Source organism: Martinezella sp. CNPSo 3964 (assembly GCF_057784375.1).
The window spans coordinates 302695-326349 of the sequence record NZ_JBXSOW010000005.1; the positions used below are offsets into that span (position 1 = coordinate 302695).

Below are 23655 nucleotides of genomic sequence, written 5' to 3' on the forward strand. Positions count from 1 at the left end.
CTTGTTATGCAAAGCGGTTTATATCTTCAATGCGCGATCCCGTGCTCCGCCGATGTGCGATACGAGAGCGGCAACGGCTTCATCTGCGGATCGTCGCTCAATGGCCTCGAGCACTTTCAAATGCTCTTCCATGACAGGACCGACATGGCCGTTGATGCGAAACCGGTCCTGGCTGATCAGCCGCTTCTTGATCGAATTCACCCGATAGGCATTCGAGATGATCGTATTGCCAAGTGCGTCGATGAACGCGTCATGCATGCCCCAATCCACCGACTGGGCATGGATCTCCAGCTCCTGCGAACTGTCGCCGGAGCGGATCGCGTCCGCGATATCGCGATGGTCCTTCAAAAGCTTGGCAATCGTCTCGTCCGATGCCGAATAGGTGAACAGCGCGACTGCTTCCTTCTCCAGAAAAAGACGAAGCTGGAAGGCCTCACGGATCAGATCCAGATCGATATGGGCGATTTGCAATCCGCGCTGTGGAACCGTCTTGATAAGCCCTTCGGCTTCCAGGCGCGGGATCAATTCGCGGATCGCACCAAGCGTCAGTCCCGTCAGTTCGACCAGCCGTCGTTGCGAGATGAATTGGCCTGGCCGAACGTCGCGCGCCAAAAGATGACGCGTGAAGCTCTCATAGGCCTTCTCTCTCAACGTCGGCTGTTCGCCTGGTCCGTCCATCAGCAGCTCCGGGCTGTTCGGTTAGGCTGCCTTGGCGCGAAACAGGGCGCCGAAGGCAGCAAAGAGCGTGTCAGAATCCTGGCTGTTCAATGCCACGAGCGGTGGGCGCACGGCAAGCCAGCTATCGTCCTCCGTCAAACGAGCGAGAATTGCCTTGATCGAGGGAATGATCGGATAGTTCAGCAGCTGTTCGACGAAACGCTCGACATTGGCGTCGTCGATGCCCTTTTCCGCCATGGCCTGGACTTCGCGCGGAAGAAGGTTTGCCATGCCGGAGATGGCGCCCTGTCCGCCGAGGCGAACGCCGCGAGCCAAGTGCCGCTCGTCGCCGATCAGAATGATGAGATCGCCGTGGGTCTTCAGCAACTCCTCGGTATAGGGCCAATCGCCGGAGGAATCCTTGACGCCGACGACAACATCCGGAAATGCCGCGCGCAGTCGGCCAACGAGGGAAATGGAGAGCGGCACCATCGTTACCGACGGGATGTTATAGACGATCACGTCACGGGCATGCGTGCCCAGCATGGTGAAAACGGCTGCGAACCATTTGAAGAGACCATCATCGCTGACATTCTTGAAGTAAGATGGCGGGGCCAGAAGAATGTTGCGGACACCCTGCGCCAGCGCCTGCCCAGCCTGGGCCGCAGCATCTTCGGCGGCATCGACGAGCACGCCCATGACGATTTGCTCAGGCGCGATGCCGGCGGCCATCATGGCGGCAAGAACCTGTTTGCGTTCCTGCATGCCGATCGAAGCACCTTCGCCGGTGGTGCCGAAAAGCGTGACGCTTCTGCAGCCATTGGAAAGGCAATGTTTTGCCTGTTCGATCACGCCTGGGATCGCGATCTCACCATCCGCGTCGAAGGGTGTGGCCAGGGCGGCCGACAGGCCAAAATTCTCACTCATCCGATCCTCCCGATCTTGTGAGATTAGTGCGTATCACACTGACATGTTAGTTGTAAAGTGAGCTTCGTTTCAGTGGCGCATATATGATCTACCGGTGTGGAAAAGGGGGACGGCAAAGGAAGCTGCCGCCGCAATGAATGTCGTGTATGCGGCATGTTCTTGCCGTCGAAACCCTGGAAAAGACGATGTTTAGCCCGACCGTGCGGAGAAGGCACGATCAGCAACGTCGCGATGGTATCGCCTGTCCGGCCGAGGAGGTGCTAGTTCCGGATGGGCACGTAGTCGAGCCCGCCATCGATCTTTGACGGTCGGCCATCGAGAAAGATTTCGCCGATACGAGGCGCAGATCGGGCGATGACCTTGCCGTGCTTGACGACGGCGAGACGATTGGGTTTCAGGCGCAACGCTTCCAGCGTATCGACGGCTTGCAGCACGACAAGATCGGCATTGCAGCCCTTTTCCAGCCCGTAGCTGTCAAGCCCGAGCGCTTTGGCGGAGTTGACGGTGAGTGCGTCGAAGATCCTCCTTTTGTCTTCGATGCCGGCCATTTGGGCCACATGGATCGCCATGTGGCCGACTTCCAGCATGTCGCCGGAGCCCATCGAATACCAGGGGTCCATCACGCAATCATGGCCGAAGGAGACGTTGAGCCCGGCCTCCATCAGCTCACGTACGCGCGTCATGCCGCGGCGTTTGGGATAGGTGTCATGCCGGCCCTGCAGCATGATGTTGATCAGCGGATTGGGAATGACATTGATCTTTGCTTCCGCCATCAGCGGGATGAGCTTGGAGACGTAGTAATTGTCCATCGAATGCATCGAGGTCAGGTGCGAGCCGGCGACGCGGCCTTGCAGCCCGAAGCGGACCGTTTCGGCCGCCAGCGTCTCGATATGGCGTGAGAGGGGATCATCGGTTTCATCGCAGTGCATGTCGACCGGCAGGCCTCGATCGGCTGCGATCCTGCACAGTGCTTCAACAGAAGCACGTCCTTCATCCATTGTCCGCTCGAAATGCGGAATGCCGCCGACGATGTCGACGCCCATGTCAAGTGCCCGCTCAAGCGAGGCGACGCCGTCCCTCGCGCGGTAGTAGCCATCCTGCGGGAAGGCGACGAGCTGCAGGTCGATATAGGGCTTGACCCTGTCCTTCACCTCCAGAAGCGCCTCGGCCGTCACCAGCTTGGGGTCGGAGGTATCGACATGGCTGCGGATGAACAGCAGCCCCTGCGTAACGGCGAGATCGCAATAACGCAGCGCGCGATCGACAAGCTCTTCCTTCGTCACGATCGGGCGCAACTCACCCCAGAGCGCGATGCCCTCAAGAAGCGTGCCGGAGACGTTCATGCGTGGCAAGCCGAGTGAAAGCGTGGCGTCCATATGGAAATGCGGGTCGACGAAAGGCGGGCTCACCAGCCGGTCGGTCGCATCGATCTCTTCCTTGGTCTCGGCGGCAATTGAGGCTTCGATTGCTATGATCTTGCCATCTTTGATCGCGATATCGATGCCCTTGCGACCGTCGGGGAGATTGGCATTGCGAATGATGAGATCGAACATGAACGGCTCCTCGGATTATCTTTCGCCACGGCGATAGGGTTGCATCAGCGCCTGCGGCACGCGAGCTCGCCTGCTCATGACGGCAAGGGCGACGATGGACAGGATGTAGGGCGTCATCAGGAAGATCTGATAGGGTACGCCCTGTACTGCTGTTTGCAGCCGCAGTTGGAATGCGTCGAAGAAGGCAAAGAGCAGGGCGCCGAAGAGTGCCCATCCCGGCCGCCAGGAAGAAAAGACGACCAGCGCGATGCAGATCCAGCCGCGGCCCTGCACCATGGTCGGAAAGAAGCTGTTGAAGGCGGAAAGCGTCAAGAAGGCGCCGCCCACGCCCATCAGGGCGCTGCCGACAATGATGGCGCCATAGCGGATTTTCATCGGGTTAAGACCCTGAGCCTCGGCCGCATGCGGGTTTTCACCCGTCATGCGGATCGCAAGCCCGATCGGCGTGCGGAAAATGATGTAGGCCATCGCGAGTGCCACCAGGATCGCGAGATAGGTCGGTGCTGTCTGTGTAAAGAGAGCAGGGCCGATGAAGGGCAGGGTCGACAGGCTGGGGATCGCGATCGGCTGGAAAGGGGTGACGGTCGGCGGCGTTCCGGCAACGGGCACGACCAGTCGGAAAATGTAATAGCTGAAGCTTGACGCAAAGAGCGTGACGCCAAGGCCTGAAACATGCTGCGACAGGCCTAGCGTTACCGTCAGCGCCGAATGCAGCAGCCCGAAAATGCCGCCGGCAATCGCCGCAATCAGAAGTCCGGTCCAGAGATCGGCGCCGTGATAGACCGAGAGCCAGCCGATCATCGCGCCGAAGGTCATGATGCCCTCGATGCCGAGATTGAGAACGCCGGCTCGCTCGCAAAGAAGCGCGCCGAGCGTGCCGAAGATCAGGGGCGTAGCAATCCGCAGCACGGCAGCCCAAAGTCCGGCTGAAGCGATGATGTCGATCAGCGTGCTCATCGGCGGATCCTGTACTGCGTGAAGAACAAGGCGATCAGCATGGTCAAGAGCGACAGGGCGACCGTGACGTCGGCGATATAGGTGGGAATGCCGAGGCTGCGGCTCATGCCGTCGGCACCGACGAACATCGTCGCGGTAAAGATCGCCGCAAGGACGACGCCAAGCGGGTTCAGGTTTGCAAGCATGGCAACCACGATGCCGGCGTAGCCGAAGCCGGGCGACAGATCGGTGGTCACATAGCCTTTGACGCCCATAACCTCGATCGCACCGGCAAGTCCGGCAAGTCCGCCTGAGAGGCAGGCGACCTTGACAAGGGTCGAGCCGAGCCTGACGCCGGCAAAAACGGCACCCGACGGGTTGAGCCCGGCTGCCCGCGATTGCATGCCGAAGACGGTGCGCGACTGGATGAAATAGACGATCGCGGCGATGACAATCGCAATTGCAAAGCCGATGTGGAGGCGCGACCGCGCGATGAGCTTCGGCAGCATGGCGTGATCGCCAAGAGCCTGCGATTGGGGCCAGCCAAATGCCGTCGGGTCCTTCAGCACACCGTCGATCAGCATGGAGACGAAGAGAACAGCAATGAAATTCAGGATGAGGCTCGTCACGACTTCATCGACGGAGAAGCGCAGCCGCAGCCATAGCGGCACGAGGATCAGGATCATGCCGGCAATGGCGCCGATCACCATCAGGAGCGGAATGAGGATCGGACCGGGCATGCCGGCGAGCATTTTCGAGCCGAAGGCGGCAACGGCAATGGCACCGAAATAGAATTGCCCCTCGGCGCCGATGTTCCAGAGGCGGGCACGAAAGGCAACAGCGGCGGCAAGTCCCGTCAGGATCAGTGGTGTCGCACGCGTCAGCGTCTCCGTTGCCGAAAGCCGCGAGCCGAAGGCGCCGAGCAGGATCCGCCTGTAGGCTTCGAAGACGGGCGCGCCGGCGATGGCGATCAGGATGCCGGCGAGTGCGAGCGCGGCAATGATTGCAAGCACGGGAGCAAGGATCATCATGTAAAGAGGGCGGTGTTCGCGCCGTTCAAATCGCATGTTCGGTACCGCTCGTCTCTTTCCATTCCCCGGCCATCATCAGCCCCAGCAGGCGCGCATCAGCCTCAGCGGCGTCGACGGATAGCGAAAGACGCCCGCCAACGATTGCCTGGATGCGATCGGCCAAGGCAATGACCTCGTCCAGATCCTCCGAGATCAGAAGAACGGCGGTGCCTTGCCGGCGTGCTTCCAGGATGCGTCCGTGAACGGCGGCGACAGCGCCTTCATCCAGTCCGCGCGCTGGTTGGGCAGCGATGAGGATGCGCGGCCTTTCATGGAGGTTGCGTCCGAGGATCAGCTTCTGCATGTTCCCACCCGACAACAGCCGAGTCCGTGTCGCAGCATTGCCGCCGCGCACGTCGAATCCCTCAATGATCTCCTGAGCAAAGGCCATGCCCGCGCCTTTGTCGACCAGACCATGCTTCGAATAGGAAGACAGGCGCTCGAGCACGGCATTTTCCCAGATGGCCATTTCGCCGATGGCGCCGTCGCGGTTTCGATCTTCCGGAATGCGCCCGATCCCTGCATCGATGACCGAGGCGACGTCGAGATTGCCGACGGGCTTGCCAAACAGAAGAAGCTCGCCGGAGGAGTGGTTTGAGGTGCCGGACAGGATCTGCCCCAAACTTGCCTGGCCGTTGCCCGACACGCCGATGATGCCGAGAATCTCGCCGGCACGCAGATGAAAGCTGATCTTTTTGAGGCGTTCGACACCGCCGCTTTTGAGCGTGATCTCGCGAGCTTCGAGCGCGATGTCGCCGGGTGCGCTTTTCTCACGGGTTGGGCGTGTGACGCGATGTCCCACCATCAGCTCGGCAAGCTCGGCCTTGCTGGTCTGGGATGCCTGCCTTTCGGCTGCAACCTTGCCGCCGCGCAGGACGACGATACGGTCGGCAGTCGCCATGACCTCATCGAGCTTGTGAGAGATGAAGATCAAGGACAAGCCCTGTGCGGCCATCTGCTTCAGGGTCGAAAAAAGCTTCTCGGCCTCGACCTGGGTGAGAACGGCGGTCGGTTCGTCGAGGATCAGGATGCGCGCATCATTATAGAGCGCTTTGAGGATTTCCACACGCTGCTGCTCGCCGACCGAGAGATCGCCAAGGCGGGCATCGGGGTCGACCCTGAGGCCGAAGCGCTCGGAGATCGCCATGAGCTTCTTGCGGGCCGTCGCCGTTTGAGACTGGAGCGACCACAGCCTTTCCGTACCCGTCATGATGTTTTCGAGAACCGTCAGGTTCGGGGCGAGCGAGAAATGCTGATGCACCATGCCGACACCGGCCCGGATTGCCGCACGCGGCTTGCCCTGCGGCAATTCCACATTGTCGATCAGGATGCGTCCGGTGTCTGGCACATAGTGCCCGAAGAGGATGCTCATCAGCGTCGTCTTGCCCGCACCGTTTTCTCCGAGCAGGGCAACGATCTCGCCCTTTGCCAAAGATAGCGAGATATTATCGTTGGCAATGGTGCTGCCGAAGCGTTTACTGACGCCTTCGATGGTCAGGACGGGAGTGCTCATGCCGGAAATCCTGCAATCGGATAGCGGTGCTGCCAACGTTGCTCGGCCTCGAGCGCGGATGCAAGCTGTAGCAACAGCTTATCCTCACCCATGGGTGCCATCATCTGGACCGGCAATGGCAATCCTTGCGTATCTTCGCCGAAGGGAAGTGTGATTGCAGGAAAACCGGAGATGTTGGCAAGTGAGGCAAGGGGGGCGAGGGACGTCATGCGCTCAAGGTGCAAATCGGTGTCCGAATGATCCGTGGGGAAGGACCCGATCGGTGGTGGGGCCGAGGCGAGCATCGGCATGACGATGACATCCACCTTGTTGAAAATCTCCCACAGAATACGGCTGGCCTTCACGGCGCCATTCAGGGAGCTCCAAAGGACCGTTGCCGGCATGGCGCGCCCGCGCATGATGAAGGCCTGTGTCATCGTCTCGGCGGCGTGCATGTCGAGTTTAAGATCGTCAATCAGGCCGGCGATATTGACAGAGATGATATCGCCAAAGGCGCGGGCACTGGCCTCTACGGCGCTTTCCACCTCGTCCCAGTGAAGGGATAGCAGCTCGCTGCCTTGGCTTTCCAGAAAGCGGGCCGCCGCTTCGACAGCTTGAGCTCGATCGGCTGCAATGGGATAGCGCCGTCCCGCGCTAGCAAGGAGACCGAGGCGAAGTTTGCTCGTCTTGGGCGGGAATTGCGCGATATCCGCGAACGGCCCCCGTGTCCGACCTCGCACGACATCGAGCATCCGCGCAGTATCGCGCACCGAGCGCGTCACGGCGAGTTCGCTGGCGATGCCGCCAAGATGATTGCCGAAGGAAGGGCCGGCGGGCACGGTACCACGCGTCGGCTTCAGTCCGACAAGACCGCAACAGGCAGCTGGCACGCGGATCGAGCCGCCCGCATCCGTCGCATGTGCGATCGGCACGATGCCGGCGGCGACTGCGGCCGCTGCGCCGCCCGAAGAGCCACCGGCAGTTCTGCTCGGATCCAAAGGGTTTCGGCAGATCGGGCCGATTACCGGCTCGGATGCAAGCGAGAAGCCGAATTCCGGGCTGGTGCTCAAGCCGAAGGCGCAGAGGCCGGCATCGCGAAAACGCCTCGCCAGATCACTGTCCGCGCCTTTTCCTGCGCGTGCGAACAGGCGAGAGCCAGCCGTCACCGGCAGGTCCGGAAAGGGACCGCCGAGGTCCTTGGCGATCGTCGGCACACCGGCAAAGGCTCGCCGCGCGAAGCGCTCGGGATACACGGATGCTTCCTGATCCAGGGCGCGCGCTGCGGCAAGCCCGGCTTCAGGATTAAGATAGGTAATGGCGCCAAGCTCATCTCGCTTGGCGCAGGCGGCAAGAGCTGCCTGCATGGCATCCACACAGGTAAGCTTGCCGGACTTGATGGTGCCGGCCAGCTCTGTGGCATCGGCAAATGACGAGCCGCTCATGATCGAGCCGAGGGTTACTTTGGCTGATCCATAACCTTCGGCACTTCGAAGGTGCCGGCTTTGATGTCGGCACGGACCTTCTCCATTGCGGCTTCCGCCTCTGCGGGAGCGACGCCTTTCACATAGACGATGTCGCTGCCGCCTTCTTTCATGAGCCCATAGGCCGTGTAGCTGCGCCCCACTGGCTTGCCGGCGGCGACATCGGCGATCGCCGCGTTGAGAATGGGGCGGAAATACCACATGGCATTGGCAAAGACGGTATCGGGGTAGCGCGGCGTGTAATCAATCAGCGATCCCACCGATTTAATATGCCGCTCCTTGGCAGCGTCGGCCGTGCCGATACGCTCACCGAAGAGAACGTCGGCGCCGGCGTCGATCTGTGCGAGACCGGCTTCGCGCGCCTTCGGCGGATCGAAGAAGGTGCCGATGAAGGAGACGAGATGCTTGCAGTCGGGATTGACTGCTTTGACGCCGGCAGCAAAGGCATTGATCAGCATGTTGACTTCGGGGATCGGGATCGCGCCGACGGATCCCACCACATTCGACTTGGTCATCTTGCCCGCCAGCATGCCGGCGAGATAGGCGCCGTCGTAATTCCAGGTGCCGAAGACGCCGAAGTTGCCGCCGGCTGCTTCACCGCTCGAGCCGAGAACGAAAGCCGTATCCGGGTAGTCTGCGGCAACCTGGCGTGCTTCCTTCTCCACGGCATAGGCTTCGCCTATGATCAGCTTGTTGCCCTGTTCGGCATATTCGCGCATGGCACGCGGATAGTCCGTGCCCGAGACTCCCTCGGAGAAGACGTATTCGATGACGCCTTCCTTTGCGGCGTCCTGAAGGGCTTTGTGAAGACAGGAATTCCAGGCATTTTCGACCGGCGAGGCATGAATGCCAGCGACCTTGAGTGGTGCTGCCGCTCGAGCGGCCGGTGCAAGCGCACCGACGCCGAGAGCAATGCCCGACGCGATGACGGCACGGCGTGTCAGTATGATCTGCTTGGTCATTTTTTAGTTCCCCTGCTTTTTGATCATTTGGTAAAAAAATCATAGGAGGCGTCTAAAAAAGTGTCAAGCAACAGCCGTGCTCAAATAATATGCGAAACGATGGCCATCCGTACGTCGCGATGAACCTCAAACAGTCCGAACAGCCGGTATTTGCGTGGCTAGCGAACCGCAATCTCCTAGCATCAAAAGGGCGTGTTCCTCATCCTGCAATTTGCTTGATCAGATGCGCAATCGCTGCGCGATATCGTTCCGCATCGCCGCCGGCATCGACCGCTAGGGCCGCCCGATCAAAGGCTGCTGAAAGGATGTCGGCAAGTGCGTCGGCTGGGATGCCGGAAGCACGGCCTGGATTGAGTGCCGCTTCCAGCCCATGCTGCAGGGTCAGTGCCGTGGTTTCCTCGTCCAACTGCTTCATGTCGATATAGCCGAGCACCGTCGGCCCTTCGATCAGCAAAAGTCGTGTGCGGCCACTCACCCGCATCGCATCGAGATAGGCGTTGCTGCCGGCGATCAGTGCATCCAGAGCCGAAAGACGATCAGGCGTTGCCGCCTCGATCGCGGCGGTCACCGCGAGCGCTTCCTCCCTGACGACAGCGCGAAACAGTGCCCGCTTATCCTCGAAATGATGATAGAGCGCGCCGCGGGTGATGCCGGCTGCGGCGACGATCTCCGGCGTCGATGTCTCGGCATAACCCTTTTCCACGAACAAGGCGCGTGCGGCCGCGATGAGCGCAGCCTTGGTCTTTTCGGTTCTTTCACGATTGGAACGAGGATCTTGCATGCATGCAGCCTGTATGTTATTTGAAAAAAATACAGACAGATTGTATGTCTTTTTGGGGGAGATGTGAAGCATGAAGGTAACAAGCTATTATCCTGTCATCATGACCGAGCGCGTAGGGGAGACCGCCGCCTTCTACGTCAAGCATTTCGGATTTCAGGAAAACTTCGCGAGCGATTGGTACGTGCACCTGCAATCGGCTGAGGATAGCGCCATCAATCTCGCCATTCTGGACGGCCGACACGAGACGATCCCGGCACAAGGACGCGGCCGGGTTGGTGGCCTGTTGCTCAATTTCGAGGTGGAAGATGTCGACGCCGTCTATGATGGCGTACGCGAAGCTGGATTGCCCATTTTGCTTGCCATCCGCGACGAGGATTTCGGTCAGCGTCATTTCATTACCGCAGATCCGAATGGCGTGCTGATCGACATTATCAAGCCTATTCCACCGAGCGCGGAATTTGCAGCCCTCTATGCCGAGGAGGCTCTGCCGCAGGAGCGCTAAGGCACTGGGTGCAATCGATAAAATCGAGCGATGCAACTCTATCTTTGATTAACTAGGTCGCTTCACCCAATATTTCGGTTTTCATGCGACAAAACCGGCCAAAGGTAAGGTGACCCATGCAAGAGCTCCCGGTTTCGTCAAAAATCATCAAATCAGTCTATTTCCGCCCGGATGACGGGCGGCTTTATATTCGCTTCAGAAATGGCGAGGAGCGTCAATTCACCGGCGTTCCGCAAAAGGCGGCGATCGCCATGGTGAAGGCGTCGTCGCCCGGCCAGCACTATATCGAGCATATCCGCACCCAGTTCGAACGTGTCGCTTGAAGCGCGAGATGAGCTTTATCTCTCGGCGCATTGATAAACGCTGAGTTGCGCTATCTATATCAATCATAACCATCTTTCAGGGAGGAAGAGGCGTGATTGATGAGAAGCAGCTTATATCCAAGATCACCTGGAGGCTTATGCCCTTTCTGGGCATCCTCTATCTGATCGCCTATATCGATCGCCAGAACGTCAGTTACGCCAAACTTGAGATGGTCGATGCGCTCGGCATGAGCGAATATGCCTATGGCCTTGGCGCGTCGCTGTTCTTCATCGGTTATTTCATCTTCGAGGTGCCGAGCAACCTGCTTCTCGACAGGTTCGGAGCCAGCAGGTGGTTCGCGCGTATCCTGATTTCTTGGGGAGCGGTCACGGTCGCGCTGGCCTATACGCAGAATGCGACCATGTTCTACATTCTCCGCTTCCTGCTCGGCGCCTGCGAAGCCGGCTTCTTTCCAGGCGTGCTCTATCTGCTGACCCTGTGGTATCCGTCGGCCTATCGCGGCACGATGGTCGGGCTTTTCATGATCTTCAGCGCCTTTGCCAATGCGATTGGCGCGCCGCTCGGTGGCGTACTGCTGGATTTGAATGGGCTCTATGGTATTGCCGGGTGGCAATGGGTCTTTCTGGTGACCGGCATTCCCGCCATCATTGCCGGCTTCATCACCCTGTTTTATCTGCCGGATCTGCCATCCAAGGCGACGTTCCTCGACGATGCGGAAAAGAACTGGCTGAAGGATCGGATCGCGGCGGAAAATTCCGGCATGGAGCAGAACGCCGCCGATGGCTTCAAGGCGTTGATCAATCCGCGCGTGCTGCTGATGGCGCTTTGCTATATCGGTTTTCCGCTTGCCGCCTATGGTCTCAGCTACTGGCTGCCAACCATCGTCAAGAATTTCGGCGTCAGCAACACGACGAACGGATTCCTGAACATCATCCCCTGGCTTCTTGTCGCCATCGCTCTTTATGCCGTGCCGCGGGCAGCTGATAAGGCCGAGTCCAAGACGCCCTATATCGTCATTCCCGCGCTGGTCGGCGCTGTGAGCCTAGTTTTATCCGCGGTTATTCCGGACCATACGCTGCAATTTGCCTTCCTCTCCATTGCGGCAGCCGGCATATTCGCAGGCCAGCCGGTGTTCTGGAGCCTTCCCTCTCGCTTCCTGCAGGGGGCGGGTGCCGCAGCGGGCCTTGCCGCGATCAACTCCGTCGGCAATCTCGGTGGTTTCATCGCCCAGAACGTCGTCCCGTGGATCAAGGATTCCACAGGAAGCACGATCGCACCGATGTTCTTCCTGGCCGCTTGCCTGTTGGTTGCGGCACTTCTGGTACTGGTGATCGGGCGCATGGTGCCACGCATGCCGAGGCCGGAAGATATTGGCAATGTGAACGCAGCCCGCGTGAAGTGATTGCGCTCATGTATGCAAAGGCATCCTGAAAATGAGAAGGGCGGCCCGATGGCCGCCCCGATTTTTCGAGTAGCTACGGACACCAAGCTCACGCAAAGGCGTAGGAGCCGTCCGGGCGCTTGGGTACGCGCCGCTGCCAATGGATGTAGCCTTCCTCTTCCATTGCCTTTTCATCCATCTCGACACCCCAGCCCGGCCGATCGGGCCGAAGCTCGAGATAGCCATCCTTCGGCAGGTAGGGATCGACGACATAGCGGGTCTCGCCCTGCCGCTGCTCGACTTCGTTGCCGCCATAGACATAGGCCTGACCCTTGGGCAGACGATACTCCAGGATCTTGAAGTTCTGCGCGGCGGCCGAGAAATGCACGTTGACGGCGGTTGCGAGCGGTCCCATCGGATTGTGCGGGGCAACGCCGACGAAATGCGCTTCGGCGATCGTCGCGATGCGCCGCATCTCGCTGATGCCGCCGACGACGCAGATATCGGGCTGGATGAGGTCGGCGCCCTTGACCTGCAGCAGACGCAGGAACTCATTGCGGTTATAAAGGGACTCGCCCGTCGCCAATACGCAATTGAGGCCCTGCTTCAGCTCGCCCCACATCTCGATATTTTCGGGGCGCAACGGCTCTTCGTAAAAGAGCGGGTCATAAGGTGCGAGCGCATTGCCGAGCTGGCGGGCTGCAACCGGTTCGAAGATCTTGGCATGCGCGTCGAAGGCGATCTCGTAGTCGTCACGTACCGTTTCGCGCAGTGAGCGGAAATAGTCGGCAGATGCCTTGACGACATTGCCCCAGCGATGGGCATGCATGTCGATACGCCACGGGCTGAGCTTGAAGGCGGTAAAGCCCCATTCGGCGTTTAGCCGGTCGAGTTCGTCGCGGGCGGCCGGAGCATCCGGTGCGGTATAGACGCCAGCATAGACCTTGATGCGATCACGAACCGCGCCGCCGAGCAACTTGTACACCGGAACATTGAGGGCCTTTGCCGAGAGATCCCAAAGGCAATGGTCGAGCGCGGAAATGGCCGATAGGCCAAGTGCGCCAGGCGGGAAACGGCTCTGCTGGATCAGCAGGTTGATGAGATAGTCGACGCGGCTCGGGTCCTGGCCGGCGATGAAGCCATAGAGATAGTCGAGGATCGGCGGCAGTGCCAAATCGGGGCCGTGATTGTAGCATTCGCCCCAGCCGGTCAGTCCGTCATCCGTATCCAGCGCCACGATGACGCGCGGGCGATCCTTGTCGCGGGTCATGAATACCCGCATGCGGTCGATCTTCATCTTACTTTCCTTCTATCGATTGACATGAATGCGGCATGGGAGGTGCCACAGGTGGGGAAATGGTCGCTGTGCTGCGGCGAAGTCTGATCCGTCGCAATTGGGCGTTACGGCGCTGTCGAGGGAAGCCATCACGCCGCGCTCCCGTTCTTCACGGTTTCGGGCTCGACATAGCGGAAGCGTCGCGAGCGATCCCGATCACGGGGATCGGGGCGCGGGATCGCCGAAATCAGTGCTTGCGTATAGGCGTGTTCAGGTGAATTGCAGACCTTGTCGGCATCGCCAACCTCGACCAGCCGCCCCTTGTACATGACGCCGACACGATCGCACATGTAGCGGATGACGCCGATATCGTGGCTGATGAAGATATAAGCAAGGCCAAGCTCGTCCTGCAGGCGCATCAGGAGATCAAGCACCTGGGAGCGCACGGAGACATCGAGGGCGGACGTCGCCTCGTCAGCGACGATCACGCGCGGATTGAGTGTTATGGCGCGGGCGATGCCTATGCGCTGGCGCTGGCCGCCCGAGAATGCATGCGGATAGCGCTCTCGCGTCCTCGGATCGAGCCCGACCTGTTCCATCAGATGGCAAACGCGCTCATCCAATACCCGGCCCTTGGCGATTCCGTTGACGAGTAACGGCTCACCGATGATCTGGGAGACGGTCATGCGCGGGTTGAGTGAGCCGAAGGGGTCCTGAAATACCATGCGTAGCTCGCGGCGTGCTGCCGCAAGGGCCGTCCCCTTGGCGCTTGCCAGATCGGTAACGTCGCCATCCGCGCGGCGATAGAGAATTTCGCCTGCACTTGGATCGATAAGGCGCATGATCGAGCGGCCCATCGTGGTCTTGCCTGACCCACTCTCGCCGACAATGCCGAGCGTTTCGCGCGGCAAAAGCGAGATCGAGACATCATCGAGGGCGCGGACCTCGCCGAAGGCCATCGAGACGTTGCGCAATTCGAGGATCGGGGCTGCCGCTCTGTCGAGCGGCGGTCGCGCCAGACGGATTTCCGCCTTCCTTTCGAGCTTTAAAACCGAGCCGATCAGCATGCGGGTATAGTCGTCCTTCGGCGCATGGAAGATCTGCTCGACCGGACCGTATTCCTTGACCACACCATTGTGCATCACAAGCACGTCGTCGGCGATCTGTGCGACCACGCCCATGTCGTGGGTGATGAACAGCACTGCCATGCCGTTGGCCTTCTGCAGCCGGGCGATGAGGTCGAGGATTTCGGCCTGTGTCGTCACGTCGAGCGCCGTCGTTGGCTCGTCTGCGATCAGCAACTGCGGCCTGCAGGCAAGCGCCATGGCGATCATGGCGCGCTGGCGCATGCCGCCCGAATACTGAAAGGCGTAACGGTCGATCGCTTTTTCAGGTGAGGGGATTTCCACCTGCTTTAGAAGCGAAATCGTCTCGGCCCGTGCTTCGGCTTTGCTCATCTTCGTGTGGAGGCGAAGCGCTTCCATGATCTGGTCGCCGACCGTATGGACGGGCGAGAGCGACGCCATCGGCTCCTGAAAGATCATGGCGATGTCGCGTCCGCGGATCGATCTGATCTGCCGCCCGCGCGGATTGAGCTTGACGAGATCGACCGAACTGCCCCCAGCGACATTCAGGATGATCGAACCGTCTGTGATACGGCCGGGGGCGTCGACGATCTGCAGGATGGAGCGGGCGGTCACGGATTTGCCCGAGCCACTTTCTCCGACGACACAGAGCGTTTTTCCCGGTTCGATGGCAAAGGAGAGATTATCGACCGCTCGAAACGTGCCGGTTCTCAAGGGGAAGTCGACGGTCAGGTTCTTGACCTGCAGCAGCGGACGGGCGGTGTTCATGGAAACGATATCGGTCATGCCCGCCTCATTTATTGTAGGGATCGGCTGCGTCGCGCAGGCCATCGCCGAGAAGGTTGAGCGCCATGACGGCGATGACGACGGCGAGGCCCGGCAGAAAGAGCCATGGCGCGGTCGCGATCGAGCGGATGTTCTGCGCCTCTCGCAGCAGCACGCCCCAGGAGATGGTCGGCGGCTGCAGGCCGAGCCCAAGGAAGGAGAGGGACGTCTCGGCCAGGATCATCGCTGGCACGGCAAGCGTGATGGAAGCGATGATGTGGCTCGCAAAGCTCGGCAGCATATGGCGGAAGATGATGCGCCCCTCGCTGGCGCCGTCGAGTCTTGCAGCTGCAACGAATTCTTCCGTCCGCAGCGACAGGAAGCGGCCACGCACGACGCGGGCAAGTTGCGCCCAGCCGGTCAGAGACAGAATGATGGTGATCATCATATATTGTAGTGCTGCCGGCCAACCCTGCGGCAGCGCTGCCGCCATGGCGAGCCAGATCGGGATGGTGGGCAACGACAGCACGAAATCGATCAGGCGCTGGATGAAGAAGTCGAGCTTTCCACCATAATAGCCTGAAATCCCTCCGAGAACGATGCCAAGCAGAAGCGAAAAGAAGACGCCGACGAGGCCGATCGACAGCGAAATCTGCGCGCCCTGAACGGTACGGCTGAAGACGTCGCGGCCAAGCCGATCCGCACCGAACAATAGAAGAGGCGTCGATTTGTCCGAGGATGCCAGCAAGTGGATGTTGGTTGTGAAGAGACCGAGCACGGAATATTCGTAGCCGCGACCGAACAGGCTGATAGAGACGCGCTTCGTCGTGTCTTCCTTGAAAATCGCCGCAAGCGTTTCCGGATCACGGGTGAGCTTCAGCGGGTAATAGTGCAGGCCGAAGGAGAAACCGTTGTCGGGGTCGAAGAAATGGACGCGCTGCGGCGGATGGAAGGTTGCACGCGCATTTTGCTGATTGGGATCGTTGATGGCAAAGAACCCGGGCGCGATCGCGACGATGTACATCAATAGGGTGACGACAAGCGCGACCATGGCAAGCCTGTGGCGGCGGAACGCCCACCAGATCAACTGCCATTGCGAGGCAACCGCGTTGCGGTCGGGGCGCAGGTTTGTGACGGCGATATCGGCCATGGGCTGCTCCTATTCCAACCGGATGCGGGGATCGACGAGGGCAAGCAGGATGTCGCTGATAAGTGACCCGATCAGCGTCAGCGCGCAGATCAAAAGCACGAAGGCCCCGGCAAGATACATGTCCTGCGCCATCAGGGCCTGCAGCAGCAATGGCGCCGCCGTCGGCAGGTTGAGAACGATCGCCACGACGACGGAGCCCGAAATGAGATTGGGCAGCAGCCAAGCGATTGTCGAGATGAACGGATTGAGTGCTATGCGAAGGGGATATTTCACTAGCAGCCGGAATTCGGAGAGGCCTTTAGCGCGCGCCGTCGTCACATAGGGTTTCGGCAGTTCATCGAGCATATTGGCGCGCATGACACGGATGAGGCTTGCCGTCGAAGAGACGGCAAGGATGATGACCGGCAGCCATAGGTGCGACAGCAGGTCGAGCATCTTGGCGATGCTCCAGGGTGCTGTCTCAAATTCGGAGGAGAAGAGGCCGCCGACATCCTGGCCGAACTCGACGGCGGCGACATACATCAACACCAGCGCCAGCAGGAACGAGGGAATGGCAAGGCCTAAAAAGGTAAAGGCGGTAAAGAAATAATCGCCGATCGAGTATTTCTTGACTGCGGAATAGACGCCGATCGGCAGCGCGATCGCCCAGGTCGCGATCAGCGCTGCAAGCGCCAGGATGAGCGTCAGCGCCATGCGTTCCCAGATGAGGCCGGAGACCGGCTGCTGCCATTCAAACGAGATGCCGAAGTCGCCGCGCGAGAGAATGCCCCACATCCATTTCAAATATTGGATGAGCATCGGCTGATCGAGGCCGAAGCGTTCGCGCAGTTGCGCGGCCGTGTTCTGATCGACCACCTCATTCGAGGAGGCGAGCGTGGCGATATAGGTCGTCACGTAGTCGCCGGGAGGGAGCTGGATCAGCACGAAGGCGAGGAAGCTGATGGCGAAAAGGGATGGGATCATCCACAAAAGGCGTTTACCGATGAAGACCAGCATGGCTGTTTCTCGCAGTGAGTGCTGCCACGGGCAGCTCCGCATGAAGGAAAGCGCCGCCCATGGAAGGCGGCGCTTGATCGGTGTGATCAGCTGGTGAAGAAGAATTGCTGCGGCATGGCCGGTCCCGGGTTGGGCCAGGACCAGCTATCGGGCTGCTTTTCCGGAACATTGCGCAAGTTGTTGCGGATGATGCCGAAGCCGCCGACTGCAAGGCAAAGCCCAACGGTTTCAAACTCTTCGGCCGCGATGTCGAAAATCTGCTTCATGACGGCGCCGCGCTTGTCGAGATCGGCCGTCGAGCGAGCCTCGTCGAAAAGCTTCATGCGCTTCTTCTGGCTTTCCGGCGGCTCTTCGCCCTGCTTGCCGTTCGATGTGTACCAGACCGACCATGGAATGGCGTAGCGCGAACCCTGCGGATGGAAGGCAAAGAAATCTCGCGGATCGAGCATGGGATCGAGCCCGCCAGGCCCTGGCCAGACCTGGGCATCATGGGCGTTGTCGTCGCCACGGGTATAGTAAAGCGCGCGCTCGATTGTGTTGACCTTCATGTCGACGCCGATCTGTGCCCAATGCGCCTTCACCAGTTCAAGGGCATCGACCAGATCGGGGTAGAGGGTCGGAATGACGTCGACGGCGAAGAAGACCTTCTGGCCATCAGGTCTCAGGCGAAAACCGTTCGCATCCTTCTTGCCGTAGCCGGCCTGATCGAGCATGGCGCCGGCCTTGTCCGGATCGTAGTTGGTGAATTGGCGGGCATATTTTTCATTATACCAGGGATGCTCCGGCCGTGGTCCGGCCTGGTATCCCTCGCTCTGGCCGAAATAGACGATGTCGATTATTTCCTGCCGGTTGATCCCAAGCGAGAGCGCCTGCCGCACCGATTTGTCGGCAAACATCTTGCGCATGGCCGGATCTTTATGGGTGATGTTGAAGTAGATCTGGCACTGCTGCGAGGTGGAAGGAACAAGAGTTAGAAGGCGATAGTCGCCCTTCTTCATGTTTTGTGAGAGCGTTGGCTTGTTTGCGAGCACGCTGATATGGCGCTCCTGAATGTCGATCTTGCCCGAAATGACGTTCAGCATCAGCGATTCCACGTCCTGCGAAATGCCGAAATTGATCTCGTCGACATAGGGAAGCTGGTTGCCCGATGTATCGACCTGCCAGAAGTATGGGTTGCGGGTCATGACGACGCGGGTTGCGCCACCCGTATAGGGTTCCTTGACGACCCAGGGATCGAGCGTCGGCTTGTCCGGATTGCCCCAGCGCGAGGGAATTTCGATGTCGCCGCAGCGGGCGCGGAAAAGTTCGGGCCAACTGCTGACGCCGGCCTTCTTCGCATCCTCGGCGACGTTCGGATTGTATTTCGGCAGGAACTGGCTGCAATAGTGCTTTGGAAACAGCGTCGGATGCTGGCCGAGCGGGGTTGCGAGATTTTCCAGATAAAGCGCGTTCGGTGCGGCAAAGGTGAATTTCACCGTATAGTCGTCGATCTTCGTGACGTCGACCGCCTTGCCGGCAACGGACAGCTGAGCCGGCGTCGCGCTGTAGAGATCGGTATTCTTGACGCAATCCTCGATGGCGAAAACGACGTCATCGGCCGTAAATGGCTGGCCGTCGGACCAGCGGGCGCCTTGAATAAGATAGAAGGTGAATTGCGAGGCGTCGGCATTGACGTCCCAGCGCTCGGCGAGGTTCGGCAGGACTTGGGTGAACTCAAGGTTCCAGCGCACCAGGCTCTGATTGCCCACCATGCGCAGAATGCCGTTATGGTCGGACGAGCCGCGCAGACCGCGCCGCAGGGTGCCGCCATACGTGCCGACTTTTTCGTAAGGGGTAACGACCATAGGCTTCTTCGGCAGTCGGTCCGCAAGTGCCGGCAACTTGCCGTCCTTGACGAGCTGCGCCAGTGCCGGCGCCTCGCCGCCGGCACTGGCCGCGCCGACACGACCGGCCAAGGACAGGGCTGCCATTCCCGCCATGCCGCCGAGGACGGCACGCCTGCTCACGCCGCGGGACAATATTTCATCGCGCATCGAATCCCTCCCGTTTTGACTTTAGCCGGGCTTTGCCTCGGCCGATGCGACAGGTTCCCGTCCCGTCGCCATGCACCCCTCTGGCGCAGCGTCGAGACCATATTACGTTCTCAGATAATTACAAGAGTTGACAGATTTTTACAGATTTAGTAGCCCTGTCGCGCAGGAAATGCGCTATGGCTGTCGCTGGCCGGCATTCACGAAGGACGATGATGAAACTCTCTGTCGCCAACGATTCCGGTGCGGGCGCGACGCGCTTCGGCGACATCATCTATGAGAGGATCGTCGCCATGATTGCGGACGGCACCTTTCCGGTGAGTGAGCGGCTGCCGGCGGAAGCGAAGCTCGCGGAGATGTTCGGCGCGTCACGACCCGTTGTGCGCGACGCCCTTGAGCGGCTGCGCATGGATGGGTTGATCGTGTCGCGTAAGGGGTCTGGTTCCTATGTCAGGCAGAGGCCGGATTCTTCGGTCCTCAAAATGGTGCCCGTGGGATCGCTTGCCGATGTCCAGCGCTTTTTCGAATTTCGTGCCGGGCTTGAGGCCGAGGCCGCCGAGCTCGCAGCGCGCAACTGGCAGCCTGATGACAAGGAGCGGATCACGGCGGCGCTTCAGAAGATCGAACAGTGTCTTGGCGAAGGCCGCCTCGGTGCCGAGGAGGATCAGGAACTGCACGACGCCATTGCGATTGCAACCGGCAATCAGTTCCATATCACCGCCCGCGAATTGTTCCGGCCGCATTTCGCCATCGGTCATTCCGTGACCCGCAGCCTCAGCCTCAAGCGGACGCCAGAGCAGATCCGCAGCGTTCAGGATGAGCATGCCGTCATCGTGCAGGCGATTTTCGCGCGTCAGGAGGCGGAGGCTCACGATGCGATGAAGCGACATATCTTGAATGCACGCGCCCGCATGTTCCAGGGCGTATAGGGAATTGGATGAGGCGAGGGCGAGGTGATGGCTTCTTTATGCTTCCTCGTTTGTGTCTCGATGGGTGATGAAGGGTAAGGGTAGGAAGATGAGCATTGAAACCATGCGGCAAGTGCTGACCGGCGTCTCCGGCGTTCCAGTCACGGCCTATGATGGTAGTGGCGAGGTGGAGCCGCGCCTCACCGCTCGGGTCTATCAGCGAGTAGCGGCTGCCGGCATTCACAATATCGTTGCAGCGGGCAATACGGGCGAGTTTTATGCGCTCACTCCGCAGGAAATCCGCCGCGTCCACGAAGCGGCAATATCCGGCGTCGATGGCAAGGCGCCGGTGACGGCGGCAATTGGCCGCTCACTGCGCGAGGCGATCCAGATGGCGAAGGATGCCGCCTCGATTGGTGCTTCGGCCGTAATGTCTCATCAGCCGGTGGACCCATTTGCCGCGCCCGGCTCGCAGATCGACTATTTTCGCGATCTGGCGGAGGCCTCGCCGCTGCCGCTCGTCGCCTATGTCCGTGCCGAAGGCTTCAGCGTCGACGACATGGTCCGTTTGGCCGGTCACGGCAATATCGCCGGCATCAAGTTTGCGACGACGGATCTGATGCTGCTTTCACGGGCGATCGCGGCTTCCGATCCGAATGGCGCGCTATTCGTCTGCGGTCTTGCCGAAAGCTGGGCCTCGACATTCGCCGCCGCCGGCGCAAGGGGCTTCACCTCGGGCCTCGTCAACGTTGCTCCGAAGTTGTCGCTTGCCGTGCATGCGGCTTTGGCGAGGGGTGATTTCGCCGCTGCCCGCGCCATCGTCAACAAGCTCGAGCCCTTCGAGCGCATGCGCACCAAGTTCCGCAATGGAACAAACGTTACCGTCGTCAAGGAGGCCGTTACCTATTCCGGCCTAAGTGTCGGCCCTGTCCGCGTTCCAGGCGTACCACAGCTCGATGCCAAGGACCGCGAGGAGCTGTTTGCCTTGTTGCGCAATTGGCAGGAAGCAGGCGAACTTTCCACCGCCTGATGCGGTATCCGGCGTGGCGACCTCCTCCGGCAATTCGTAAAATGATATTGGCCGACCCGTCAGCTTTCGCTGGGGTCGGCCGTTCGTTGAAGCGGACCAAACCTTCAGGCCGGTCTCTATTTCGTCTCGTTCGATCCCGGCAGGTTTTCGACGGCGGTCAGGATCTTGTAGGCCGATGAAATCCGTGCCGGGATTGGAAAATTCCTGTTCGCCAGCAGGACGATGCCGACTTGCCGGGCGGGAATGAAGGCGGCATAGGCGCCGAAGCCGTTCGTCGAACCCGTCTTGTTCAGGAGGACATCCTTGCGCAGCGGCTGGGGTGGGTCGAGGCGAGTGATCTTGTGCGGCTCAAGTGCCATGTCGGACGAATTGCCGGCAAGCAGCCGGGCGAGCGTCGTTGGATAGGCATAGATTTCCCAGCCGAGCGCCTGCGTCATGTTGCCGATGCTATAATAGCCGACATGCGTTGCATCGATTGCTTGCCGAAGTGTGCCGTCGAGCTTTGCCTCGCCCATATTCGCTTCGAGAAAGGCAAGCATATCGGAGGCGGTGGTCTTGATGCCATAGGCTTGCGTATCGAGAACGCCGGGATTGACGCGGATCGGCTTGCCCTGCTTCGAATAGCCATAGGCATAGTTGCCCATCTCAGCCGGTGGAACGCGGACATAGGTGTGGCTGAGGCCGAGGCCGGAAAGAATTTTTTCCTGCATCAGCGTGTCGAATGGCTGGCCCATGGCCTGCGCTGCCAGGTAGCCAAACAGGCCGATACTGGGGTTGGAATATTGCCGATACGTGCCAGGCGCAAAGGAAGGATGCCAGTTGCGATAGTAGGCAACCATCTTGTCCTGATCCGTTACGCCGCCGGGAAATTGCAGGGGCAGACCGCCTGCGGAGTACGTGGCGAGATCAAGGAGGCTGATCTTATCGAAGCTGCTGTCCGCAAGTTCCGGCATATATTTCGTCGTCTTGTCGGAAAGGGACAGCTTTCCGGTGATCTGCGCGTAGGAGCCAAGCGCTGCCGTGAAGGTCTTGCTGATGGAGCCGAGCTCGAAGATCGTGTCGTTCGTCACCTTCTGGCCGTTCTCCTTCGAGGCGAGGCCGTAATTGAAGATGTAGCGCTTGCCCTTGACGGTGATCGCGATCGCCATGCCCGGCACGTCGTTTTCCTTCATGAGCGGGCGAATGGTCTCGTTGACGGCGCGCTCCAGCTGATCCTGGTCGTTGCCTTCGGCCGCATGGGCGCCGATCCCGTAGAAAAGGCAGCCCGCGATAATGCCGAGCTTCTGCAGCGAATTGGGACGTATATTCAAGATGATATCCTCGTGGTGATGATCGGCCGCGCTGGATCGCGCGGCCCAAAGGGGAAACGTGTTGATGAAAGGCGGCGACTATTGTCCAACGTCTACAATCTCAGATCGTCGCGGCGATCCGGCCGATCTCGGCAATGATGGCGTTGCGTTCGTCGGCTGCGATTTCTGGTATCTCGCAATAGGCCGTTACGATGATCGGCGCTCGATTTGCCGGCCACAGCACTGCAATGTCATTGGCATTGCCGGCTTTGTCGCCATTCGTTCCTGTCTTGTCACCCGCCAGCCAGTCCTTCGGAAGCCCGGCGCGCAGGCGGGTGTCGCCCGTCTTGTTGGTGATCAGCCAGGCGGCCAGCTGCGATCGCGATGACGGCGACAGCACATCGGTAAACAGAAGCCGCCGCAGGTTTTCCAGCATGGCCGAAGCCGTCGTCGTGTCGCGCTGATCGTCCGGAGTGTCGTGGTAGTTCAATGTAGGCTCCGTGCGGTCAAGGCGCGTGAGGTCGTCGCCAAGGCGACGGCAGAAGGCGGTCACCGCCTTGGGGCCGCCAAAACTCGTGAGCAGCAGATTGGCTGCGCTATTGTCGCTGAGTGTCACGGCCGCCGCGCAGAGCTCGCCGACGGTCATGCCACTCTCTCCGGCATGAGCCTCGGTCGCAGGAGAATAAGCGACGAGATCGCTCTTCTTGTAATAGATGCGCCGGTCGAGTTTCTCCTCGCCCTTGTCGACGCGGGCAAGCACGAGAGCCGCCGCCAGCGCCTTGAAGGTGCTGCACATCAGGATGCGTTCGCCGGCGCGGTGCTCGATGCGCCTGCCGTTTGCCATGTCGAGAATGCTGACACAAATGCGGCCGCGATGCTTGGCCTCGAGTGCTGCAAGCCGCGCTTCGCCTGAATTATCGTCTGCAGTGCGTCCAACCGCGCTTAGCCCCGCCAGAATGGGCAAAGCAAGCAAGCTGCCGGCAAGGCTTTGCCGACGCGACAATAGGATCGTCATCTTGTTTCCACTTCGATTGATGTTGCGCAAAGAGGTGCATCTCAG

Annotated in this window: 21 protein-coding genes; 5 read left to right on the plus strand and 16 right to left on the minus strand. The window is 60.0% G+C overall.

The window, feature by feature from the left end; translation table 11 throughout:
- Positions 1 to 18: 18 nt before the first annotated feature.
- The 9 genes from AC13Q5_RS17925 to AC13Q5_RS17965 form a co-directional block, all read right to left on the minus strand.
- The gene (locus AC13Q5_RS17925) at positions 19 to 678 is read right to left on the minus strand and encodes a GntR family transcriptional regulator (RefSeq protein ID WP_488502626.1); all 660 of its coding nucleotides are present in this window, start codon (positions 676 to 678) and stop codon (positions 19 to 21) included.
- Between the two features lie 21 nt (positions 679 to 699).
- A complete protein-coding gene (locus AC13Q5_RS17930; RefSeq protein ID WP_075854092.1) occupies positions 700 to 1584 on the minus strand; it encodes a dihydrodipicolinate synthase family protein in 885 nt (294 codons plus the stop codon).
- Positions 1585 to 1844: 260 nt separating this feature from the next.
- The gene (locus AC13Q5_RS17935; RefSeq protein ID WP_488502627.1) at positions 1845 to 3137 is read right to left on the minus strand and encodes an amidohydrolase family protein; all 1293 of its coding nucleotides are present in this window, start codon (positions 3135 to 3137) and stop codon (positions 1845 to 1847) included.
- 15 nt (positions 3138 to 3152) lie between these two features.
- A complete protein-coding gene (locus tag AC13Q5_RS17940) occupies positions 3153 to 4094 on the minus strand; it encodes an ABC transporter permease (RefSeq protein ID WP_488502628.1) in 942 nt (313 codons plus the stop codon).
- Entirely contained in the window at positions 4091 to 5140 is a 1050-nt protein-coding gene (locus tag AC13Q5_RS17945; RefSeq protein ID WP_075854095.1) for an ABC transporter permease, read from the minus strand. The genes AC13Q5_RS17940 and AC13Q5_RS17945 overlap by 4 nt, the downstream gene beginning before the upstream one ends.
- On the minus strand, positions 5130 to 6656 hold the full coding sequence (locus tag AC13Q5_RS17950; protein WP_488502629.1) for an ABC transporter ATP-binding protein: 1527 nt from the start codon (positions 6654 to 6656) through the stop codon (positions 5130 to 5132). The genes AC13Q5_RS17945 and AC13Q5_RS17950 overlap by 11 nt, the downstream gene beginning before the upstream one ends.
- Positions 6653 to 8077, minus strand: coding sequence for an amidase (locus AC13Q5_RS17955; protein WP_457880805.1), 1425 nt, complete (start codon positions 8075 to 8077; stop codon positions 6653 to 6655). The genes AC13Q5_RS17950 and AC13Q5_RS17955 overlap by 4 nt, the downstream gene beginning before the upstream one ends.
- Before the next feature lie 14 nt (positions 8078 to 8091).
- Positions 8092 to 9078 (minus strand): BMP family protein, encoded by a 987-nt coding sequence (locus AC13Q5_RS17960; RefSeq protein ID WP_457880806.1) that lies wholly within the window; start codon positions 9076 to 9078, stop codon positions 8092 to 8094.
- Positions 9079 to 9277: 199 nt separating this feature from the next.
- On the minus strand, positions 9278 to 9859 hold the full coding sequence (locus AC13Q5_RS17965; RefSeq protein ID WP_488502630.1) for a TetR/AcrR family transcriptional regulator: 582 nt from the start codon (positions 9857 to 9859) through the stop codon (positions 9278 to 9280).
- Between the two features lie 70 nt (positions 9860 to 9929).
- On the opposite strand from AC13Q5_RS17965, the gene AC13Q5_RS17970 reads away from it, so the two are divergent.
- The 3 genes from AC13Q5_RS17970 (at position 9930) to AC13Q5_RS17980 (ending at position 12087) form a co-directional block, all read left to right on the plus strand.
- Positions 9930 to 10361, plus strand: a complete 432-nt coding sequence (locus AC13Q5_RS17970) for a VOC family protein (protein ID WP_457880808.1) — start codon at positions 9930 to 9932, stop codon at positions 10359 to 10361.
- A gap of 116 nt (positions 10362 to 10477) precedes the next feature.
- Positions 10478 to 10684 carry a KTSC domain-containing protein gene (locus AC13Q5_RS17975; protein ID WP_075854101.1) on the plus strand — a complete coding sequence of 69 codons (207 nt, stop codon included), beginning with the start codon at positions 10478 to 10480 and terminating at the stop codon, positions 10682 to 10684.
- Between the two features lie 92 nt (positions 10685 to 10776).
- A complete protein-coding gene (locus AC13Q5_RS17980; RefSeq protein ID WP_488502631.1) occupies positions 10777 to 12087 on the plus strand; it encodes an MFS transporter in 1311 nt (436 codons plus the stop codon).
- Positions 12088 to 12175: 88 nt separating this feature from the next.
- Here AC13Q5_RS17980 and AC13Q5_RS17985 read toward each other — a convergent pair whose 3' ends face one another.
- The 5 genes from AC13Q5_RS17985 to AC13Q5_RS18005 all read right to left on the minus strand — a co-directional run bounded on the left by AC13Q5_RS17985 (position 12176) and on the right by AC13Q5_RS18005 (position 19371).
- Positions 12176 to 13363: a galactarate dehydratase gene (locus tag AC13Q5_RS17985; protein ID WP_457890852.1), complete on the minus strand. Its 1188-nt coding sequence runs from the start codon at positions 13361 to 13363 to the stop codon at positions 12176 to 12178.
- 128 nt (positions 13364 to 13491) lie between these two features.
- Positions 13492 to 15213, minus strand: coding sequence for an ABC transporter ATP-binding protein (locus tag AC13Q5_RS17990; RefSeq protein ID WP_488502632.1), 1722 nt, complete (start codon positions 15211 to 15213; stop codon positions 13492 to 13494).
- A 7-nt stretch (positions 15214 to 15220) separates the two neighbouring features.
- Positions 15221 to 16342, minus strand: coding sequence for an ABC transporter permease (locus AC13Q5_RS17995; protein WP_488502633.1), 1122 nt, complete (start codon positions 16340 to 16342; stop codon positions 15221 to 15223).
- Between the two features lie 9 nt (positions 16343 to 16351).
- Positions 16352 to 17338: an ABC transporter permease gene (locus AC13Q5_RS18000; RefSeq protein ID WP_457880813.1), complete on the minus strand. Its 987-nt coding sequence runs from the start codon at positions 17336 to 17338 to the stop codon at positions 16352 to 16354.
- Positions 17339 to 17424: 86 nt separating this feature from the next.
- A complete protein-coding gene (locus AC13Q5_RS18005; RefSeq protein WP_488502634.1) occupies positions 17425 to 19371 on the minus strand; it encodes an ABC transporter substrate-binding protein in 1947 nt (648 codons plus the stop codon).
- Between the two features lie 212 nt (positions 19372 to 19583).
- Here AC13Q5_RS18005 and AC13Q5_RS18010 point away from each other — a divergent pair, with 212 nt between their 5' ends.
- A complete protein-coding gene (locus AC13Q5_RS18010; RefSeq protein ID WP_457880891.1) occupies positions 19584 to 20297 on the plus strand; it encodes a FadR/GntR family transcriptional regulator in 714 nt (237 codons plus the stop codon).
- Positions 20298 to 20385: 88 nt separating this feature from the next.
- Positions 20386 to 21306, plus strand: a complete 921-nt coding sequence (locus AC13Q5_RS18015) for a dihydrodipicolinate synthase family protein (protein ID WP_488502635.1) — start codon at positions 20386 to 20388, stop codon at positions 21304 to 21306.
- A 116-nt stretch (positions 21307 to 21422) separates the two neighbouring features.
- Here the strand turns inward: AC13Q5_RS18015 and ampC are convergent, their stop codons facing one another.
- Together ampC and bla are read right to left on the minus strand one after the other, a co-directional pair.
- Positions 21423 to 22610 (minus strand): class C beta-lactamase, encoded by a 1188-nt coding sequence (ampC, locus tag AC13Q5_RS18020; RefSeq protein WP_488502756.1) that lies wholly within the window; start codon positions 22608 to 22610, stop codon positions 21423 to 21425.
- Positions 22611 to 22716: 106 nt separating this feature from the next.
- Positions 22717 to 23610, minus strand: a complete 894-nt coding sequence (gene bla / locus AC13Q5_RS18025; protein ID WP_488502636.1) for a class A beta-lactamase — start codon at positions 23608 to 23610, stop codon at positions 22717 to 22719.
- Positions 23611 to 23655: the final 45 nt, after the last annotated feature.